The 19,266-nt window shown below is 73.1% G+C and carries 17 protein-coding genes; 3 read left to right on the forward strand and 14 right to left on the reverse strand.

The window, feature by feature from the left end:
* The first annotated feature begins 9 nt into the window (after positions 1-9).
* Positions 10-948: an NAD-dependent epimerase/dehydratase family protein gene (locus IEY86_RS27080; protein ID WP_189134493.1), complete on the forward strand. Its 939-nt coding sequence runs from the start codon at positions 10-12 to the stop codon at positions 946-948.
* Here the strand turns inward: IEY86_RS27080 and IEY86_RS27085 are convergent.
* The 10 genes from IEY86_RS27085 to IEY86_RS27130 all read right to left on the reverse strand — a co-directional run bounded on the left by IEY86_RS27085 (position 939) and on the right by IEY86_RS27130 (position 13,057).
* Positions 939-1,427 (reverse strand): NUDIX hydrolase, encoded by a 489-nt coding sequence (locus IEY86_RS27085; RefSeq protein WP_189134494.1) that lies wholly within the window; start codon positions 1,425-1,427, stop codon positions 939-941. The genes IEY86_RS27080 and IEY86_RS27085 overlap by 10 nt on opposite strands.
* 99 nt (positions 1,428-1,526) lie before the next feature.
* Positions 1,527-2,183 carry a TetR/AcrR family transcriptional regulator gene (locus IEY86_RS27090; protein ID WP_189134495.1) on the reverse strand — a complete coding sequence of 219 codons (657 nt, stop codon included), beginning with the start codon at positions 2,181-2,183 and terminating at the stop codon, positions 1,527-1,529.
* 34 nt (positions 2,184-2,217) lie between these two features.
* Positions 2,218-2,991 carry an enoyl-CoA hydratase family protein gene (locus IEY86_RS27095; protein WP_189134563.1) on the reverse strand — a complete coding sequence of 258 codons (774 nt, stop codon included), beginning with the start codon at positions 2,989-2,991 and terminating at the stop codon, positions 2,218-2,220.
* Positions 2,992-3,097: 106 nt separating this feature from the next.
* Positions 3,098-4,717 (reverse strand): 4-coumarate--CoA ligase family protein, encoded by a 1,620-nt coding sequence (locus IEY86_RS27100; protein WP_189134496.1) that lies wholly within the window; start codon positions 4,715-4,717, stop codon positions 3,098-3,100.
* A 71-nt stretch (positions 4,718-4,788) separates the two neighbouring features.
* A complete protein-coding gene (locus IEY86_RS27105) occupies positions 4,789-5,967 on the reverse strand; it encodes an acyl-CoA dehydrogenase family protein (protein WP_189134497.1) in 1,179 nt (392 codons plus the stop codon).
* Positions 5,964-8,030 (reverse strand): acetyl/propionyl/methylcrotonyl-CoA carboxylase subunit alpha, encoded by a 2,067-nt coding sequence (locus IEY86_RS27110; RefSeq protein ID WP_189134564.1) that lies wholly within the window; start codon positions 8,028-8,030, stop codon positions 5,964-5,966. The genes IEY86_RS27105 and IEY86_RS27110 overlap by 4 nt, the downstream gene beginning before the upstream one ends.
* 105 nt (positions 8,031-8,135) lie before the next feature.
* The gene (locus IEY86_RS27115) at positions 8,136-9,737 is read right to left on the reverse strand and encodes an acyl-CoA carboxylase subunit beta (protein ID WP_189134498.1); all 1,602 of its coding nucleotides are present in this window, start codon (positions 9,735-9,737) and stop codon (positions 8,136-8,138) included.
* Entirely contained in the window at positions 9,734-11,425 is a 1,692-nt protein-coding gene (locus IEY86_RS27120) for an acyclic terpene utilization AtuA family protein (protein WP_189134499.1), read from the reverse strand. Before IEY86_RS27120 ends, IEY86_RS27115 begins: the two co-directional genes overlap by 4 nt.
* Positions 11,422-12,222 carry a TIGR03084 family metal-binding protein gene (locus IEY86_RS27125; RefSeq protein ID WP_229698796.1) on the reverse strand — a complete coding sequence of 267 codons (801 nt, stop codon included), beginning with the start codon at positions 12,220-12,222 and terminating at the stop codon, positions 11,422-11,424. Before IEY86_RS27125 ends, IEY86_RS27120 begins: the two co-directional genes overlap by 4 nt.
* Positions 12,223-12,394: 172 nt before the next feature.
* Positions 12,395-13,057, reverse strand: coding sequence for an acetyltransferase (locus tag IEY86_RS27130; protein ID WP_189134500.1), 663 nt, complete (start codon positions 13,055-13,057; stop codon positions 12,395-12,397).
* Positions 13,058-13,196: 139 nt separating this feature from the next.
* Here IEY86_RS27130 and IEY86_RS27135 point away from each other — a divergent pair, with 139 nt between their 5' ends.
* A complete protein-coding gene (locus IEY86_RS27135) occupies positions 13,197-14,264 on the forward strand; it encodes an O-antigen ligase family protein (protein WP_189134566.1) in 1,068 nt (355 codons plus the stop codon).
* A 304-nt stretch (positions 14,265-14,568) separates the two neighbouring features.
* Here the strand turns inward: IEY86_RS27135 and IEY86_RS27140 are convergent, their stop codons facing one another.
* From IEY86_RS27140 to IEY86_RS27155, 4 genes are all read right to left on the reverse strand, one after another.
* Positions 14,569-15,231 carry a sugar transferase gene (locus tag IEY86_RS27140; protein WP_189134501.1) on the reverse strand — a complete coding sequence of 221 codons (663 nt, stop codon included), beginning with the start codon at positions 15,229-15,231 and terminating at the stop codon, positions 14,569-14,571.
* A gap of 34 nt (positions 15,232-15,265) precedes the next feature.
* The gene (locus tag IEY86_RS27145) at positions 15,266-16,447 is read right to left on the reverse strand and encodes a glycosyltransferase (protein WP_229698798.1); all 1,182 of its coding nucleotides are present in this window, start codon (positions 16,445-16,447) and stop codon (positions 15,266-15,268) included.
* Positions 16,440-17,216, reverse strand: a complete 777-nt coding sequence (locus IEY86_RS27150; protein ID WP_229698799.1) for a polysaccharide deacetylase family protein — start codon at positions 17,214-17,216, stop codon at positions 16,440-16,442. Before IEY86_RS27150 ends, IEY86_RS27145 begins: the two co-directional genes overlap by 8 nt.
* 319 nt (positions 17,217-17,535) lie before the next feature.
* Positions 17,536-18,162, reverse strand: coding sequence for a hypothetical protein (locus IEY86_RS27155; RefSeq protein WP_229698800.1), 627 nt, complete (start codon positions 18,160-18,162; stop codon positions 17,536-17,538).
* Positions 18,163-18,326: 164 nt separating this feature from the next.
* Here IEY86_RS27155 and IEY86_RS27160 point away from each other — a divergent pair, with 164 nt between their 5' ends.
* Entirely contained in the window at positions 18,327-19,265 is a 939-nt protein-coding gene (locus tag IEY86_RS27160) for a polysaccharide deacetylase family protein (RefSeq protein ID WP_189134503.1), read from the forward strand.
* Position 19,266 lies beyond the last annotated feature (1 nt).

Consider the following 19,266-nt stretch of genomic DNA (forward strand, 5'->3'; position numbering starts at 1 on the left):
GATCCGGTCATGCGTGTGGCGATCACCGGCGGGGCGGGGTTCATCGGCGGGAATCTGGCGCGGGAGTTGCTCTCGCGCCCGGAGGTCTCGCGGGTGTCCGTGGTGGACGACCTGTCCACCGGCGGCAAGGCCAATCTCGAAGGGCTGGACGTCGAGTTCCACGAGGGCACCGTGCTCGATCCGGGGCTGCTGGACGAGGCGTTCACGGGCGCGGACGCCGTGGTGCATCTGGCGGCGCTGCCGTCGGTGCCGCGTTCGGTGCGCGATCCGCTGGGCAGCCACCACGCCAATGCCACGGGGACGCTGCAGGTGCTGGAGGCGGCCCGGCGGGCGGGCGGCCCGCATGTCGTGGCCGCGTCCTCGTCGTCGGTGTACGGGGCGAATCCCGTGCTGCCCAAGCACGAGGGCCTGCGGACCGCTCCGCTGAGCCCCTACGCGGTCAGCAAGCAGGCGACCGAGTCCTACCTGGTGGCGTACCACCACTGCTACGGGCTGCGGGTGCTGCCGTTCCGCTTCTTCAACGTCTTCGGGCCCCTCCAGCCCGCCGGGCACGCCTACGCCGCCGTGATCCCGGCGTTCGTGGACGCCGCTGTCGCGGGGCGCCCGGTGGTCCTGCACGGGGACGGGAGCCAGACCCGCGACTTCACCTACGTGGGCACCGTCTGCCGGGTCCTGGCGGACGCGGTGCTGCGCGGCGTCGCCCACCCCGAGCCGGTCAACCTGGCGTTCGGCACCCGCACTTCGCTGCGCGAGCTGCTGGGCGAACTGGAGTCACTGGTCGGCGCCCCGATCGCCGTGGAGCGCACCGGCCCGCGGGCGGGGGACGTCCCGCACTCCCAGGCGGACAACTCGCGGCTGCGCTCGCTGTTCCCCGATGTCGAGCCGGTCCCGCTGCGTGAGGGGCTGGCCAGGACGGTGGAGTGGTTCCGGGAGGGCGTTCAGGGCTGAGCGGGGACGGTGGGGGCCTCGAACCAGGCGGGCCCGTCGGTCAGCGCGTGGTCGAGGGCGGCCCGCTGGCGCGGGTGCAGCTCGGGGAGCTCATCGAGGGCGAACCAGCCGACCTCGAGGGATTCGTCGTCGTTGACCCTCGCCTGCCCGCCGACCGCCCGGCAGCGGAAGACGATGTCCAGGTACTGGGAGCGGTCGCCGTTGGGGTACTCCACGACGGGGGTGGTGTAGACCCCGATGAGGCGCTCGGGCACCGCGTGCACGGCCGTCTCCTCGTACACCTCGCGCACGGCGGTCTGCGCGGGCTGCTCGCCGGGCTCGGCGATTCCGCTGATGAGCGCCCATCTGCCGTTGTCGGCACGCTGTCCGAGGAGCACACGGCCCCCGTCGTCGAGGACGACGGCCACCACGCCGGGCAGGAAGAGCAGTCGGTTCCCGACGTGGGAACGGAGTTCGCGCAGGAAATCGGGCATCGGCATACCCAGAACCCTATCCGGCCCGGTCCCCGGGACCCGTCCGGCTCGAACCCCGTCGGCCCGGACCCGCCCGCCCCGACCCCGTCCGGCCGCGTCGCGTACCTATCCGGCGGCGTGCTGCCTCAGCTCGGCGTCGAGGATGCGCGCCCAGTGCCGTACGACGTGGGCGCGGCGGGCGCTGTCGTCACTGAGGAAGTCGGCCAGCCCCAGGCCGCGGACCATGTCAAGGGTGGCCTGGACGCACTCGCGCACCCCTTCGGCGCTCTCGTCCACGCCCAGGAACTCGATGGCGGCCCGGTGGGCCTCCCGGCCCACCCGGGCCTCGAGGTCGGTGATCCGCGGGCGCAGTTGCTCCTCGCTCGCGGCCGCCACCCACAGGTGCAGGGCGGCGCGGAACAGGGGCCCGGTGCAGAGCTGGACCAGCATCTCCACGACGGCTTCGGTGCGTCCCTCGCCGTGCGGGGGCAGCTGCCCGGCGTGGGCGCGCAGGGCGGCCAGCCGCTCGGCGGCGACGTACTCGACGGCGGCGGTGAACAGGTCCTCGCGGGTGGGGAAGTGGTGCTGCGCCGCGCCGCGCGAGACCCCCGCGCGCTCGGCCACGACGGAGACGGTGCTGCCGGTCCAGCCGAGTTCGGCCAGGCACTCGACGGCGGCCTCGAGGAGCCTTCGGCGGGTGGCACGGCTGCGGTCCTGCTTGGGGCTGCGGTCATGGCCGGTGCCGCGGTCCTGCCCGGTCCCGGGTTCCGCCTGGGTCGTCACGGCGGTGTCCTTCCCGTCGGTGCTGGTCAGCAGCTTAGCGAGCGTTGTCCGTCGCCCAGACGGGGGGCCGCCGCTCCAGGAAGGCGCGCATGCCCTCCTGTGCCTGCTCGGAGGAGAACAGTCTGGCGGACTGCTCGGCAAGGGACCGCGCGTCGCGGTCGAAGGCTCGCAGCACCTCGGCGGTGACCAGGCGCTTGGACTCGGCGAGGCCCTGGGGAGCGGCCTGCCTCAGTCCGTCCAGGATGGGGGTGAGGGCGGCGTCCGGATCGTCCGCCGCCTCGCTGACCAGACCGATTCTCGCCGCCTCGGCGGCGTCGAAGCGCTCCGCGGTCAGGTAGTAGCGGGCCGCCGCCCGGGGATCGAGGCGGGGCAGGAGCGGTGCCGAGATGACCGCGGGAGCCAGCCCCAGCCGCGCCTCGGTGAACGCGAACGAGGCGGCGGGGCCCGCGACGGCGATGTCGCAGGCCCCGACCAGACCGAGGCCGCCCGCGCGCACATGCCCGTCCACGCGGGCGACGACGGGTTTGGGCAGCTCGACGATGCTCCGCAGCATCTCGACCATGCGGGCGGGCCCCGCCGCGGGATCGTCGCCGGTGGCCTCGGACAGGTCGGCACCGGCGCAGAAGACGACTCCGGTGTGCGTGAGGACGACCGCTCGCACCCGCGGGTCCTCGGCGCAGTCCGCCAGCGCGTCCCGCAACTCGTCCATCAGGCGCGTGGACAGCGCGTTGCGGTTGTGCGGCGAGTCGAGGACGAGCGCGGCGATGCCCCGCTCGTCGGCCCGCCGTACCAGTGCCTGCTCGCTCACGCCTGCCGTCTCCTCGTTCTCGGTGGTCGGGCCGGGGCTCCCGGCCGCGGTGTCGTTCGCTCGGTGCTCCCGGCCGGTGCCCGGTCGTTCATGGCGGTTCACGCGGTCACGGTCTGCTCCGCTCCCGGGAGAGCGCCTCCCTTGCCCGCAGTTCGCGGCGCAGGATCTTGCCGGAGGCGGCCTTGGGCACGGTGTCGATGAACTCGACGGCGCGCACCTTCTTGTAGGGGGCGACCTTCGCGGCCACGTAACCCACGATGTCGTCCTCGGTCAGTTCCATACCGGGCCGGGTGACGACGAACGCCTTGGGGATCTCGTTGCCGTCCTCGTCGTACACGCCGATCACGGCAGCGTCGGCCACCGCCTCATGGGTGAGCAGTACGGCCTCGAGCTCGGCCGGGGCCACCTGGTAGCCCTTGTGCTTGATGAGCTCCTTGACCCGGTCCACGACGAACAGGTAGCCGCGCTCGTCGAGGTGGCCGATGTCGCCGGTGTGCAGCCAGCCGTCGGCGTCGACCATGGCGTCGGTGGCCTCGGGCCGCCCGAGGTAGCCCTTCATCACCTGCGGTCCGCGTATGAGCAGTTCGCCGGACTCGCCGGCGCCGAGCTCCTTGTCCGGGTCGTCGACCGAGACCACCCGCAGCTCGGTGTTGGGGATCATCTTGCCGACCGTGCCGGGCGGCGGGGAGAGTTCGTCGGCGGGTACGACGAACGCGCCCGGCGACAGCTCCGTCATGCCGTACGCCTGGCGGATCGTGGGTACGTCCAGTCGGCGTGCGCACGCCTCGGCGAGATCGGCGTCCAGCGGGGCCGCGGAGCACACCACCCACTTCACCGAGGACAGGTCGTACCGGTCCACGACGGGGTGCTTGGCCAGGGCCAGCACGATGGGCGGCGCCACGAACAGGCCGTTGACCCGGTGTTCGGCGATCGCTCCGAGGAACTGCGCGAGTTCGAAGCGCGGCAGCACGACGACGGTGCAGCCGTGGCGCAGCGGGGCGTTCATCAACGCGGTGAGCCCGTAGACGTGGAAGAACGGTATGACGGCGAGGGTGCGCACCCCCGGCGGCTCGTGGTGGAGGGGGTCGACCTGGGCGAGGTTGGTGGCGACGCTGCGGTGGGTGAGCATCACCCCCTTGGGAGTGCCGGTGGTCCCCGAGGAGTAGGGCAGGACGGCGACGTCCTCGCCGGGGTCGAAGGCGATGTGCGGCTCGGGGGCGGTGGAGGCGATCAGGTCCTGGACGCCGCGGTGTCCCTCGGCCCGGTCGCACACGATCACCTCCCGGACCCGCGGCTCCTGCCCGTCGCCGGCCTCCGCGGCGAGGGTCTCCACCGCGGCGGTGACGGTCGGCAGGAACGCGGAGACGGTCACGATCCAGCGGGCGCCGCTGTCGCGCAGTTGGCCGGACAGGTCCTCGGCGGTGGCGAGGGAGCTGATCGTGGTGACGGTGGCTCCGGCTCTGGTGGCGCCGTAGAACACCACGGGGAACAGCACGGTGTTGGGGCTGAACAGCGCGAGGACGTCGCCCTTGCGCAGCCCGGACTCGGCCAGCGCCGCGGCGACGCGCCGGTGGTCATGGTCGAGTTGGGCATAGGTGACGGTCTCGCCGGTGAGGCCGTCGATCAGGGCGGGGCTGTCGCCGTAGGAGGCGGCGTCGCCGAGGACGACGTCGTGGATGGGCCGGTCGATGACGGGGACGTGGCTGTACTCGCTGTGGAACACCATGGATTCTGCCCTCCGGGTCGGGTGGTACCGGGGGTCGGGGCTCAGGAGCCGGGGTGTCAGCGTGCCACCGTTCAGTACGACTTGGGCAGACCCAGGGTGTGCTGGGCCACGAAGTTGAGGATCATCTCCCGGCTGACCGGGGCGATCCGGGCTACCCGGGAGGCGGTCAGGAGGGCGCCGAGGCCGTACTCGGTGGTGAGGCCGTTGCCCCCGAGGGTGTGCACCGCCTGGTCCACGGCCTTGGCGGCGGCCTCGGCGGCGGCGAACTTGGCCATGTTGGCGGCCTCGCCCGCGCCCAAGTCGTCCCCGGAGTCGTAGAGGAACGCCGCCTTCTGCATCATCAGCCGGGACAACTCGATCTCGATACGGGCCTGCGCCAGCGGATGGGCCAGGCCCTGGTGGGCGCCGATCGCGGTCTTCCAGACCTCGCGGGTGCGGGCGTAGTCGACGGCCCGGTCGAGGGCGCAGCGGCCCATGCCGATGGAGAACGCGGCGGTCATGATGCGTTCGGGGTTGAGTCCGGCGAAGAGCTGGAGGAGCCCGGCGTCCTCGTCGCCGACGAGGGCGTCGGCGGGAAGCCTGACATCGTCGAGGAAGAGCTGGAACTGCTTTTCCGGGGAGGTCAGTTCCATCTCGATCGGCCGGTACTCGAAGCCGGGGGTGTCCCTGGGGACGATGAACAGCGCGGGCTTGAGCCTGCCGGTCCTGGCGTCCTCGGTGCGTCCCACGATCAAGGTGGCGTCGGCCGCGTCGACGCCGGAGATGAACACCTTGCGGCCGCTGACCAGCCAGTCGGTGCCGTCGCGGCGGCCGACGGTGGCGAGCCGGTGGGAGTTGGAGCCGGCCTCCGGCTCGGTGATGCCGAAGGCCATCCGGGCGGAGCCGTCGGCGATGCCGGGCAGCCAGCGCCGGCGCTGTTCGTCGGTGCCGAAGCGGGCGATGACGGTGCCGCAGATGGCCGGTGAGACCACGAGCATCAACAGGGGGCTGCCCGCCGCGCCCAGTTCCTCGAGGACGATGGACAGCTCGGCGATGCCGCCGCCCCCGCCGCCGTACTCCTCGGGGAGGTTGACGCCGAGGTAGCCGAGCTTCCCGGCCTCCTGCCACAGCTCATGGGTGTGCTCCCCGGCGCGGGTGGTGCGGATGAAGTACTCGAGCCCGTAGCGGCGGCCGAGGGCGGCCACGGCCTGTCGCAGAGCCTGTCGTTCCTCGCTCTCGACGAACGTGCTGTCGAAGGTCGCGGCGGTCATGGAGACTCCTCGTGGGTGGGAGTGACGTGGTCGGGGGTGACGTGGGTGGGAGTGACGTGGGTGGGGGTGGCGGCGCCGGGGGCGGCGTGACCTGGGGCGGCGCCGGGCGTGACAACGGCGAGCACGGTTCCGACGTCGACCTGCTGACCTTCGCTCACCCGCAGTTCGGCGAGGACGCCGTGCGCGGGGGCGGTGACGCGGTGCTCCATCTTCATCGCCTCGAGCCACACCAGGGGCGCTCCCGCCTCGACGGTGTCGCCGGGGGCGGCGCCGAGGCGCACGACCGTCCCGGGCATGGGGGCGAGCAGGGAGCCGGGGGCGGTCCGGACGACCGGATCGGGGAAGCGGGGACGAGCGGTCAGGGCGATGGCGCCCAGGGGTGAGTCGACGTGTGTGAGGGCGCCGTAGCGGGCGACGTCGAAGGCGCGCCGCACCCCGCAGTCCTCCAGCACGACGCGGCCGGGGGCGGCTTCGAGCAGCCGCACACCGGGGTGGGCGTCGCAGCGCAGCCCCTCGCGGGTGAGGCGGTAGGCGACCTCGTGCTCGGTGCCGGTGGCCAGGGCGGTGTACCGCTTGGTCTGCGGCTGCGAGGCGACATTGCGCCATCCGCCGGGCAGCCCCGACAGCACGGGCGCGGCGGCGCGGTTGGCGGCCGCGTCGGCGAGGGCCGCGGCGAGCGCCGACAGCGATTCTGTCTCCTTGTCGACAGATCCATTCGCCGTCACGTCCGCGTGGTGGCGCGTCAGGAACGCGGTGTCCACCAGGCCGGCGAGGAACCGCGGATGGCGCAGCACCCGCACCAGCAGGTCCCGGTTCGTGGTGAGGCCGTGGACACGCGAGCGGGCGAGGGCGTCGGCGAGTCTGCGGGCCGCCGCCTCACGGCTGGGCGCCCAGGCGATCACCTTGGCCAGCATGGGGTCGTAGTGCACACCGACGGTGCTGCCGTCCTCGACCCCGGCGTCGAGGCGCACTCCGGAGTCCGCCGTCCCCGGTTGGAAACGGGCGGTGACACCGGGGACGTCGAGGCAGTGGAGGGTGCCGGTCTGCGGCTGCCACTCGCGGGCGGGGTCCTCGGCGTACAGGCGCGCCTCGATGGCCCAGCCGCGGGGGGCGGGCGGGGCCTCGGGCAGCCGCCCGCCCTCGGCGGCGAGCAGTTGCAGCCGCACGAGGTCCAGGCCGGTGACGCACTCGGTGACCGGGTGCTCGACCTGGAGGCGGGTGTTCATCTCCAGGAAGTGGAAGCGGCCGTCGTCGGCGACGAGGAACTCCGCCGTCCCGGCGCCGGTGTAGCCGATCGCACGGGCGGCGGCGACGGCCGCGTCGTGCAGCCGGGTGCGTACCGCCTCCGGCAGACCGGGGGCCGGTGACTCCTCGACGACCTTCTGGTGGCGGCGCTGGAGCGAGCAGTCCCGCTCCCCCAGCGCCCAGACCGTGCCGTGCGCGTCGGCCAGGATCTGCACCTCGACATGGCGGGCCGTCTCCAGGTACGGCTCCAGGAAGACCTCCGCGTCGCCGAAGGCGGAGACGGCCTCCGCCTCGGCGGCGGCGAGTTCGCCGGGCAGATCGTCCAGCCGCCGTACGACGCGCATACCGCGGCCGCCGCCTCCGGCCGCCGCCTTCACCAGCAGGGGGAGGTCGGCCTCGGTGGCGCTCGCGGGATCGACCGGGCCGAGCACCGGCACCCCGGCCGCCGCCATGAGGCTTTTGGCCTCGGTCTTGGAGCCCATGGCGGCTATCGCCTCCGGCGGCGGGCCGATCCAGACCAGCCCGGCGTCGAGGACCGCTCGGGCGAACCCCGCGTTCTCGGACAGGAAACCGTACCCGGGGTGGACCGCGTCCGCGCCCGCCGCCCGCGCGGCGCGCACGAGCGCCTCACCGCGCAGATAGGTGTCGGCGGGGGCCGCGCCCGGCAGCCGTACCGCCGCGTCGGCCTCATGGACGTGCGGCGCGGAGGCGTCGGCGTCGGAGTACACCGCGACGGTGCGGACGCCGAGCTCACGGCAGGTGCGGAAGACCCTGCGGGCGATCTCGCCGCGGTTCGCCACCAGCACCGAGGTGATCACGCGACCGGCCCGCGTCGTGCCCGCGGTCGTGTCGGTCGCCGTGCCCGCGGTCGTGCCGGTCGTCGTGTCAGTCGTGTCAGTCGTGTCAGTCATCGTCGGTTCCCGTCACATCCGGAAGACGCCGAAGCCGCCGTGCACGCCCTGGACGGGCGCGCTGTGCACCGCCGACAGGCACAGCCCGAGCACGGTCCTGGTGTCGCGCGGGTCGATCACCCCGTCGTCGTACAGCCGCCCGGACAGGAACATCGGCAGGGACTCCGCCTCGATCTGCTGCTCGACCGCGGCGCGGATCGCGGCGTCGGCCTCCTCGTCGTAGGGCTGCCCCTTGGCCGCGGCCGACTGCCTGGCCACGATCGACAGCACCCCGGCGAGCTGCTGCGGCCCCATGACCGCGGACTTGGCGCTGGGCCAGGCGAACAGGAACCGCGGGTCGTAGGCCCGTCCGCACATGCCGTAGTGCCCGGCGCCGTAGGAGGCGCCGACGAGCACGGAGATGTGGGGGACCCGGCTGTTGGAAACAGCGTTGATCATCATGGCGCCGTGTTTGATGATGCCGCCCTGCTCGTACTCCTTGCCGACCATGTAGCCGGTGGTGTTGTGCAGGAACAGCAGCGGGATGTCGCGCTGGTTCGCGAGCTGGATGAACTGCGCGGCCTTCTGCGACTCGGCGCTGAACAGCACCCCCTGGGCGTTGGCCAGCACCCCGACGGGGTAGCCGTGCACACGGGCCCACCCGGTTACCAGGCTCGGTCCGTACAGCGGCTTGAACTCGTCGAAGTCCGAGCCGTCCACCACCCGGGCGAGGACCTCACGGGGATCGAACGGCACCTTCAGATCGCTCGGCACGATCCCCAGCAGTTCGTCCTCGTCGTACTTCGGCGGCTCGACCGGGGCCGACGGCGGCGGCCCCTGCTTGCGCCAGTCGAGGCGGGCGACCACCTGCCGCGCCTGCCGCAGCGCGTCCGGCTCGTCCACGGCGAAGTAGTCGGCGAGTCCGGAGGTGCGCGCGTGCATGCGCGCCCCGCCGAGCGATTCGTCGTCGGACTCCTCGCCGGTGGCCATCTTCACCAGCGGCGGCCCGCCGAGGAAGACCTTGGACCGCTCGTCGACCATGATCACGTGGTCGGACATCCCGGGCACATAGGCGCCGCCCGCCGTGGAGTTGCCGAAGACGACGGAGACCGTGGGGATGCCGGCGGCGGACAGCCGGGTGAGGTCGCGGAAGACGGCCCCGCCGGGGATGAAGATCTCCTTCTGGCTGGGCAGGTCTGCGCCGCCGGACTCCACGAGATTGACGACCGGGAGGCGGTTGCGCAGCGCGATCTCATTGGCGCGCAGCGCCTTCTTCAGCGTCCACGGGTTGCTGGCGCCCCCGCGCACGGTCGGGTCGTTGGCCGTGATCAGGCACTCGACGCCCTCGACCACGCCGATGCCGGTGACCATCGCCGCGCCCACCGGGTAGTCGCTGCCCCACGCGGCGAGCGGGGAGAGCTCGAGGAACGGGGAGTCGGGGTCGACGAGGAGCTCGACCCGCTCGCGGACCAGCAGCTTGCCGCGCCGCCGGTGCCGCTCCACGTACTTGGGCCCTCCGCCGCCGACCGCCCTGGTGTGCTCGGCGTCGATCTCGGCGAGCCCGGCGAGCGCGCTCTCGCGGTTGGCGGCGTAGTCCGCGCCCGTGGTGTCCAGGGCGGAGTCCAGCACCGTCACAGCAGTACCTCCGGGATGTCGAGGAGACGGGAGCGCAGCCACTCGCCGACGGCCTTGGCCTGCGGATCGAACCGGGCCCGGGCGGCGACGCCCTCGCCGAGCAGTCCCTCCACGACGAAGTTGACGGCGCGCAGGTTCGGCAGGACATGGCGGGTCACGGGGAGTTCGGCGGTCTCCGGCAGGAGCCGCCGAAGGCGCTCGGCGGTGAGGGTGTGGACGAGCCAGCGCCAGCCGTCGTCGTCGCGTGCCCACACCCCGATGTTGGCGCTGCCGCCCTTGTCCCCGCTGCGGGCCCCGGCCACCGCTCCCAGCGGTGCCCGCCGGGTCGGCCCCGGCGGCGCGGGCTCGGGAAGCGCCGGTTCCTCGACGGGGAGGATGTCTGCCGTGGCGGGCGCGGGGGGCACGTCCACGCGGACCCCGTCGGGGAGCACCACCGTGTGCGGCACCTCCTTCGCGTCCACGAAGGCGGCCTCGAAAACGCCGTACGGCGAGCCGTTGCCCGGGGGCGCGGTGAGATGGAAGCCCGGGACGCTGGCGAGTCCCAGTTCCACGGCGGCGCCGCTGACCGCCCGTCCCACGGCGTCGGGGTCGGTGTCGCGCACCACGAGCCGCAGCAGGGCGGCGGCCTCCTCCTCGGCATCCGCGTCGGGCCGGTCGGTGCGGGCCAGGGTCCAGCGCAGGTGCTTCGGCCGCCGCTTGGCGAGGGCGGTGTCCATCTGCTCGCGCAGGAGCGCCGCCTTGGCCTCGATGTCCAGGCCGGTGAGGACGAACACCACCTCGTTGCGCCAGCCCGCCACGCGGTTGAGGCCGACCTTGAGGGTGGGCGGCGGGGCCTCGCCGCGCACGCCCGAGATCCGCACCCGGTCCGGTCCGTCCTCGTCGAGGCGCAGCGTGTCGAGGCGGGCGGTGGTGTCGGGGCCGGCGTAGCGCACGGGGCCGGTCTCGTAGAGCAGTTGGGCGGTGACGGTGCCGACGGTGACGGCGCCGCCGGTGCCGGGGTGCTTGGTGATGACGGCCGTGCCGTCCTCGTGGACCTCGGCGAGCGGGAAGCCCGGGCGACGGATGTCGTGCTCGGTGAAGAAGGAGTAGTTGCCGCCCGTGGCCTGGGCGCCGCACTCGAGGACATGGCCGGCCACGACGGCTCCGGCGAGCCGGTCCCAGTCGTCGCGCGCCCAGCCGAAGTGGGCGGCGGCGGGACCGCTGACCAGTGCGGCGTCCGCCACCCGGCCGGTGACGACGACGTCCGCCCCGGAGCGCAGGGCCCGCGCGATGCCCCAGCCGCCGAGGTAGGCGTTGGCGGCCAGCACCCCGCCCTCCCAGCCGCGGGCGAGCAGGTCGTCGCCCTCGACGTGGGCGACGCGGACCGGGACGCCGACACGCTCGGCGAGTTCCCGCAGATGCCCGGCGAGGGCCGCGGGGGCGAGGCCGCCGGCGTTGGCCACGATTTTGACCCCGCGTTCATGGGCGAGGGCGAGGCACTCCTCCATCTGGCGCAGAAAGGTCCTGGCGTAGCCGCGGGACGGGTCCTTGGCGCGGTCCTTGGCCAGGATGAGCATGGTCAGCTCGGCGAGGTAGTCACCGGTGAGGACGTCCAGCGGACCGCCGGTGAGCATCTCGCGGAAGGCGTCGAACCGGTCGCCGTAGAAGCCGGAGGCATTGCCGATCCGCAGCGGCCGCGGCCGGCTCATGCGTGGGCTCCCGGCTCGCGCCCGGCGCCGGCGGGGCCCGCGAAGGCCTGGGCGATGTCCAGCCACCGGTCGGCGTCGGCGCCCTCGGCTCGCACCGCGAGGTCGGCGCGGTTCCTGCGCTGTGTCACCAGGAGGCAGAAGTCCTGGGCGGGGCCGGTGACGCGCTGGGCGGCGTCCTCGGGTCCGAAGGTCCACAGGGCCCCGTCCGGTGCGGTCAGCTCCAGCCGGAACTGCTCGGCGGGAGGGGTGAGTCCGCGCACGAGGTAGGCGTAGTCCCTGGTCCGGAAGCCGATCCGGGCGATCTGGCGCAGTCTGCGCGACGGCTGACGGGTCACCGCGAGGGTGTCGGCGACGTCCTGGCCGTGCGCCCAGGTCTCCATCAGCCGTGCGGTGGCCATCGAGGCCACGCTCATCGGCGGGCCGTACCAGGGCAGCCGGGTACCGGGCGGGAGCGCCCGCAGCGCCTCCTGCAGTGCCGCGCGCGCCGCGCGCCACCGCGCGAGGAGTTCGGCGGTCTCCAGCCGTGCGCCCTCTTCCGCGCCCTCGTCGACGTAGGAGTCGGGGTTGGCGAGCGCGGCCTCGGTGAGCTTGGCGAAGCGTTCGGCGTCGGTGGCCGAGAGCAGGGCGACCTCGTCGGTCCACAGGAGGTGCGCGATCTGATGCGCGACGGTCCAGCCGGGGGCGGGGGTCTGCTCGGCCCACCGCTCGGGAGGCAGCGCGCGGACGAGGCCGTCGAGCTCGGCACTCTCGTCGATGAGATCGTCGAGCACCTCGAACACCGCTGCGGAATCCGCCACGGCCTGGCCCCCTTCGCGATGGGAGAGTGACGCGTCGTCAGTGGCCCGCGCCGGTCGCAGGACAGCCTGGCACCGCTCGAAGAAACAATCAAGCACGCTTGCATGATTTTTGGTCCGGGCACCGCCCACCCCGAGTTGGAAGGCGCGCGCGAGCCCGACCACGCGCGCCCGTTCACGAGATCGGGCGGGCCGGGGAGCCGATCACCACGGCTCGTGGGGGGACGTCGCGGGTCGCCACGGCGCCGGCCCCCACAAAGGCGCCTTCACCCACGGTCAGGCCCTGGAGGATCACGGCGTTGCTGCCCACCGTCGCGCCGTCGTGCAGACTGACCGAGCCCGAGACATTGCCACCCGGATACACCGTCACGCGTTCACCGAGGACGGTGTCGTGGCCCACCGTCGCGTTGTAGTGGACCTGACTGTGGGAGCCCAGGGTCACATCGCTGGAGATGTACGCCCCGCCCTGCACCAGGCAGCCTTCGGCGATCTCGGTGTGCGGGGCGACGATCGCCCGGGGGTGCACCAGACTCACGGGCACCAGCCCCAGACCCTCCAGCACACCCATCAGCCGCAGCCGTGCCTGCGGGTCCGCGATGCCGATCAGGTACCGGCCCTCCCGGGGCGCCTCCTCCGGGCGGATCACCGGCAGTCCCCGTACCGTCTCCCCCGCTCGTTTGTCGTCGAGGAACGCCGCAACCTCGAGGCCCGTCGCCAGCGCCGTGTCCAGCGCCTCCCGGCCCACTCCCCCCGCCCCTGCCACAAGGAGCGGGCGCTTCAGGTCGCCCTCGGCGTGCCCGGCAATATCCGCAACTACTGCATCATTCCTGCGCGACATATGCACATCCTGCCCCCGCAGCCGTTAGCGTGTCCGCAAGTCCGCGCCGGTGGGCCTTCGGCCAGGCACGGATCGCGAATGGTGGCGGGGGTAGGTGGCACTCCCCCTGCAGTCGCATCGTGTCGGGGGGTCGGGCCGGATGCCGGTGGTGGCCGGAAGTGTGCCGTCGTCACGTGAGCGGAGCAGTGTTCCGGATCTTCTCGGAGCCGCTGTGCTCGTGTGCTGCGCAGTGTGGGCGCTGGTCAGCGCCGCCGGGCGGGCTGCCCGCCCCGAGGGGGTGCTGCTCGCGCTGCTCGCCGTGGCCGCGGGCTACGCGGCGGGGCGAATTGCGGGCGCGATCCTGCCGGTCGCCGCCCCAGCCTTCGCGGCCACCGTCGTGGCGGTCGTCGTCGTGGCCGTTCCCAAGGGCCTGTCAGGTGAGCCGATAGCGCCGCCGCTGGGCTACAGCAATGCCAACGCCGCCCTGCTCACCCTGGCCGCGGGCGCCGCGTGCTGCGCGGCCTGGGCCGCCCGCTCCGGGCCGCTGCGACTGGCTCTGCGCCTGCTCGCCGCGGCCACCGCGGGGATGGCCCTGGCCATGGGATCGGTGGCCGCCGGGGCGGCCTGCCTCGGCGTGCTGCTGTGCTCGCTGGCCGCCGCGCGGATGGACCGGCGGCTGCTGGGCCTGGCGGGACTCGCCCTGTGCGCGGTGCTCGCGGTCGGCGGCTCGGTCCTGGTCGCGTCGGACACGCTGCCCGGCACGGCCTCGCTCACCACGCAGTTGACGCAGCGGCGCGTCGACCTGTGGCGCAGCGCGCTCGACCTGGCAGAGACCCATCCGCTGCGCGGGATCGGGCCCGACCGCTTCGGCGAGGTGAGCGAGGTCGCCCTCGCCGACGGCGACACCGACAAGGCGCACTCGGCGGCGCTCCAGGAGGCCGCCGAGCAGGGCGTTCCCGGGGTGACGCTGCTCGGCTGCGCGTACCTGTGGATGCTGTACGCGCTGTGGCGCTCGTGCCGCTCGACGCCGGTGGTCCTCACGGCGGCGGCGGCGCTGACGGGTCTCGCGGTGCAGGCGAGCGTGGACTACGTCCTGAGCTACGCCGCGGTGACCGCGGGCGCGGGTCTGCTGGCGGGGATGGCCACCGCCCGGCCCTTGGCGGACGAGCACGCGCACGACGGTGACGGCCACGACGGGTCCGAGCACGGAGCCGTCACCGTGCCGTGAACCGTCGTGGCCGTCGTGGCTGTCCTGGCTGTCCTGGCTGTCCTGGCTGTCCTGGCTGTCCTGGCTGTCCTGGCTGTCCGCCCCAAGATCCGATCCCGGACACGCCGTTACTCGCCAGGGGCCTTTCGGCACGCTGGGGGCCCTTCCCAACGCGCTCAGGGACTTTCAGCGGGCTCTGCCAGCGCGTCGTCGGCGTCCACGCGTCGGCGTCCACGCATCGCCAGCGCCGGCGCGTCGTCGGCGTCCGAGCATCGTCGTCAGCGCGTCGTCGTCGTCAGCGCGGCGCGTCGTCGGCGTGTCGGGCTCACGACGCCTCTTCCGCCGGTTCCGCGACCTTCATCGAAGCACGCTGCGGCAGGGGCAGCACCGTCGGCCGCGGGCGGGACGCGGAAGCCGGGGCGGGGAAGCCGGGGTTGACGCCGTTCGCGCCGGTGATGCCATTGCGGCGCACCAGCACCCCCACCGTGCGCAGCATGATGCGGGCGTCCAGCGCGAGCCCTCGGCGCTCGATGTACCACAGATCGAGTTCTATGCGCTCCGGCCAGCTGAGCGAGTTGCGCCCGCAGACCTGTGCCCAGCCGGTCAGTCCCGGCCGGACGGCGAGGCGGCCCCGCTGGCGGGGCGAGTAGCGGGCCACCTGCTCGGGAAGGGTGGGACGCGGCCCGACGAGGGACATGTCCCCCCGCAGGACGTTCCACAGCTGCGGCAGTTCGTCGATGCTCGTCGTCCGCAGCATCCGGCCGAAGCCGGTGATGCGGGGGCCGTCGGGTTCACCCGGGTACCGCGGGTCGCGCATGGTGCGGAACTTGAGGATCTCGAACTCCTCGCCCCCGAGTCCGGTGCGTCGTTGCCGGAAGAGCGCCGTCCCTCCCGTGGTGATCCGCACCAGTGCGGCCACCACGAGCAGGACCGGGCTCAGTAGCAGCCCCGCGGTCAGCGCGACCGCGAAGTCACCGCCTCTTTTCATCGTCCCCCCAGCTCTTCCCGCCGCTGCCGACGGCTCACAGACCCTGCCAGTCCAGGGATCTTCGCCGTGCCACCACGGCATACGTGTCGATAGAGATCCGAGCGATGGTGCGTTGGTCGAACTCCGAGTGCGCCCGCCGCGCGGCGGCCTCCCCAAGCCGCTTGCGCAGGGGTTCGCCGGTCAGCAGCCGGCTGACGGCGGAAGTCAGCTCCACCGGGTCGCCGGGCGGCACCAGCAGGAGGTGCTCGTCGTGGCCGCCGATCTCCCGGCAGCCGCGGATGTCGCTGAGCACCATGGGCAGGCCGCAGGCCGCGGCCTCCATCGCGGACCGGGAGAAACCCTCCCGGTACGAGGGCAGGACGAAGACGTCCAGCGCCGAATACAGGGCGGGCATGTCCCGCCGTTCACCGATGAAGTCCACGCCGTCCTCGGAGGCGTCGTGGGCGTCGGCCTTGTCGGGCTCGAGCGGCCCGGCCCAGACGAAACGGGCCTTGCCCGCGAGGGCGCGGGCGGTCGCCGCGTACTCGCGCACGCCCTTCTCCTCCACCCTTCGCCCCACCGCGCCGACCAGCAGCTCGCCCCCGGCGACACCCAGTTCGGCCCGCACACGCTCGCGGGCGGCCGGGTCGGCGCGGAAGCGGTCGAGGTCGACGCCGTTGCCGACCACCCGCGACCGCCAGGCCGGCGCGAAGGCGCGCAGGGTCCGGTGGTCCTCGGCGTTCTGGTACAGCTCCGCGTGCGAGCACCGCGCCGCCGCGCCTTCCGCCGAGTGCACCAGGAGCCTTTTGTGCCAAGGGTCGTGCGGCTGCGCCCACAGGCCGTGGCAGGTGTTGACCACCACGGGCACGCGCAGCGCCCGGCCGATCAGCCGGCCGAGCACTCCGGTCTTCGGATTGTGCGTGTGCAGAACGTCCGGGCGTACGCGCCGCAGCGCCGCCGCCAGCTCCCTCGCCGCCGCCGCGTCACCGCGAGGGCTCCAGGCGCGGGTGAGGGCGCGCAGCGGCACATGGGTGACACCGAGCCCGGTGATCCGCTCGGTGTAGGGGCCGGGCGCGCTGATGCCGTAGGTGTCGAACCCGGCCTCGACGTCGACGGCGAGCTCCGTACCGAGCAGGAGATGCAGGCTCATGTCGACGGTGGTCAGGTGGGCGACGCGCAGGGGTCTGCCGCCCGGGCCGCGCAAGAGGTGGTGCCGGCCATGCCGCAGCTCAGCCACCCGCGCCCACCGCTTTCGCCGCGCCGACGATACGGCCGTAGGCGCGCTCCGGCCACAGGCCGCCGGCCAGCTTCGCCCCGAAGAAGCCCATCGGGTCGGTGCGCCGCACGGGAACGCGGCGCAGCCGGATCGGGTCGCAGCCGGGCGCATTGCGGCCCACTCGCCCGGTGGCGGCGCTCAGGAAACGTTCCCTCAGTGCCGGTTCCATGTGCGGGACGGGCACACCCCAGGTGTAGGCGAAGTGCCGCGGGCGGGTGCCGAGGTGCCGCTCGATGTCGTCGCTGCACGCGTCGAGTTCGGCGCAGGTCAGCCCGGACGGGCGGGCGTGGCTGCGGGTGTGGTTGGCCACGGTGCACAGGCCCGTGCCCGCCATCTCGGCTATCTGGTCCCAGGTCAGGGCGGGGGCGCCGGTGGTGCGGGCGGTAGAGCCCGTCCAGGTCATCCGCCCCGCCACACAGCCGCTGGTGAGGTAGAGGGTGAACGGCAGGCCGCGGGCCTTGAGCTCGGGCCAGGCATTGGTGTGGACGTCGGCGAAGCCGTCGTCGAAGGTGAGCACGGTGGAGGCTGTGGAGTCGCCCTGCCGCAGTCGGCCGACCGCGGTGTCCAAGGACACCACCGATCCGGGCGGCAGGGCGTCGAGCTGCGCCGCGAACCGATCCGCGGGGACGTCGAGTTCCTCTCTCGAGCCGCCGCCCACCCTGTGGTAGATCAGCAGCGTCGCGCCGGTCGGCGGCGCGTCCGAGGCGGTACGGGCCAGAAGTGCTTTCACACCGGTCCGCAGTCCGTCCCCACCAAAACGGCGCAGCACTGCGCCTGAGGTACGAGACCCCATGGCTATCCCCCCCAACGGTGGCTCCCCACCACCGCGGCAACAACTGTAGGACCACCCGTCGCTCCCGTAGGCGAACTTCGTGAAAGAACTGAGGAGAAGAGGGGAGGAAACCCGGAACCGGTTGACGGATGACCAAGTGTCTTGTTATTGCCCCACAAAACGGTGAGCCGGGAAGGTTCACGGCCCCGCCGACGGCCCGGTTCAGGGCGTCATGGCAGGTCCCCGCCCGGAAGGGGCGCCGGCGCCCACGTGTGTTTCAGGCCGTGCCCGGCGCTCCGGAACGGGGAGTCAGACGGGCCTGGATCGCCCGCACCGCCCCCTCGGCGTCGTCCACGGTCACGGTGAAGCGGTGCCCCCCGCCGAGTTCGAGGACGACCCCCGGCCCCCGCCGGACCACCACGGCGGTGCCCCGGTCCGGCCGCCAGCGGTAGCCCCACCCGCCCCACTGCCTCGGCGTGACCTTGGCGATCGAGACACTGTCCACCTCCGCCCAGGCGATCCGGCGGCGCGGCAGGCCGATGTGCCCGCAGCGCACCTCCAGGCCCTCGCGGTCGATGCGCACCCGGACATGGACGAACGCCACGGTCCCGGCGAGCATCAGCAGTCCGGCGGCGATACAGCCCGCGATCGACATCACCAGCGGGGCCAGGCCGCCGGTCCAGCCGGTCCACCCGTAATCGACGGCCAGGTCGATCCCCAGCGCCAGGCAGGCCGCCCCGGCCGCGGCGAGCAGCCACTGGACCCGGTTCGTCGCGTGCCCCGTCCACACTTCGAACGCGGTCCCCTCGCCCGTCCACTCCTCCTGCGGCACACCGGCCGCCGGCCCGGAGCCCTCGGCGCGCGGTGAGCCGTCGTCGGCGTCGTCGTCGTGGGACTGCGTCATGCTCGCAGCCTAGTAGCAGATTGGGGCCCGCGTCCGGAAGGCGTACTCTCCGCGCGCATTCACCCCTCGACTGCCACCGATACACCGCACAAGTGCGCAAAGGGGTGCCCGCGGGCGTCCGGCGTTGATACCTTGACACACGCCGTCGCCTGAGGGGGGACCTCTTGCGAGAGCTGACCGCAGCCACGCCCGGACGTCGCAGGCGCATCGACGCCGCACTGCGCCGTTCACCCGTTCAGCCGTATTTCCGAGCCCGTGCCTCGAGTCGGCTGGCCGTGCTCGCCTACCACGGGATCGACGACACCGGCAGCTTCGCCGCCCAGCTGGAGCGGCTGCGACGGCTGGCGAACCCGATCGGCTTCGAGGAGGTCGCCGCCTGGCTGGTCCTGGGCAAGCCGCTGCCTCCGCACAGTGTGCTGGTGACCTTCGACGACGGCGACCACAGCGTGGTCGAACGCGGTCTTCCGCTGATGGCCGAGCACCGCATCCCCGGTCTGGCGTTCGTCATCGCCGAGCTCGTCGGCACCGACCGCCCCTTCTGGTGGAGCGAGGCCCAGGCGCTGGTGAAGGAGGGCGGCGCCGCCCGGCTGGTGACGACCTCCTCGCCCAGCGCGGCGATCAGGGCGCTCAAGCGCATGCCCGACCCGGACCGCCGCAGGTCCCTGGAGGAGCTGCGGGTCTCCGCCCGCCGCCCGGCGCCCCGGCAGCGGCAGCTGTCCGTGGAGGACCTGCACCGGCTGGCCGAGGGCGGAATCGAGATCGGCAACCACAGCCTGGGCCATCCGTGTCTGAACCAGTGCGACGACGCGACGGTCCGCACGGAGATCGTCGAGGCGCACCGGCTGCTGACCGGCTGGCTCGGCACTCCTCCGCGCGCGTTCGCCTATCCCAACGGGTTTGTGATCAAGCACGCCGAGGAACTGCTGGACCAGCTCGACTACACCGCCGCCTTCCTCTTCGACCACCGGCTCGCGCCTCCCCGGCCCAAGCACCGGCTGCGGATCAGCAGGCTGCGGGTCAACTCCACCACCTCCAGGGACCGTTTCGACACGATCCTGTCCGGCCTGCACCCGGCGGTGCACCGGCTGCGCGGCGGCGTGTGAC

The sequence above is a fragment of the Wenjunlia tyrosinilytica genome, assembly GCF_014646055.1.
Lineage (GTDB): Bacteria > Actinomycetota > Actinomycetes > Streptomycetales > Streptomycetaceae > Wenjunlia > Wenjunlia tyrosinilytica.

Excerpts from the sequence above, each read along its gene's own strand:
- IEY86_RS27100 (WP_189134496.1), bottom strand. The coding sequence starts at position 4,717 with ATGGTGTTCCACAGCGAGTACAGCCACGTCCCCGTCATCGACCGGCCC.
- IEY86_RS27120 (WP_189134499.1), bottom strand. The coding sequence starts at position 11,425 with ATGAGCCGGCCGCGGCCGCTGCGGATCGGCAATGCCTCCGGCTTCTAC.
- IEY86_RS27080 (WP_189134493.1), top strand. The coding sequence starts at position 10 with ATGCGTGTGGCGATCACCGGCGGGGCGGGGTTCATCGGCGGGAATCTG.
- IEY86_RS27135 (WP_189134566.1), top strand. The coding sequence starts at position 13,197 with ATGCCGGTGGTGGCCGGAAGTGTGCCGTCGTCACGTGAGCGGAGCAGT.
- IEY86_RS27155 (WP_229698800.1), bottom strand. The coding sequence starts at position 18,162 with ATGACGCAGTCCCACGACGACGACGCCGACGACGGCTCACCGCGCGCC.
- IEY86_RS27140 (WP_189134501.1), bottom strand. The coding sequence starts at position 15,231 with ATGAAAAGAGGCGGTGACTTCGCGGTCGCGCTGACCGCGGGGCTGCTA.
- IEY86_RS27085 (WP_189134494.1), bottom strand. The coding sequence starts at position 1,427 with ATGCCGATGCCCGATTTCCTGCGCGAACTCCGTTCCCACGTCGGGAAC.
- IEY86_RS27130 (WP_189134500.1), bottom strand. The coding sequence starts at position 13,057 with ATGTCGCGCAGGAATGATGCAGTAGTTGCGGATATTGCCGGGCACGCC.
- IEY86_RS27105 (WP_189134497.1), bottom strand. The coding sequence starts at position 5,967 with ATGACCGCCGCGACCTTCGACAGCACGTTCGTCGAGAGCGAGGAACGA.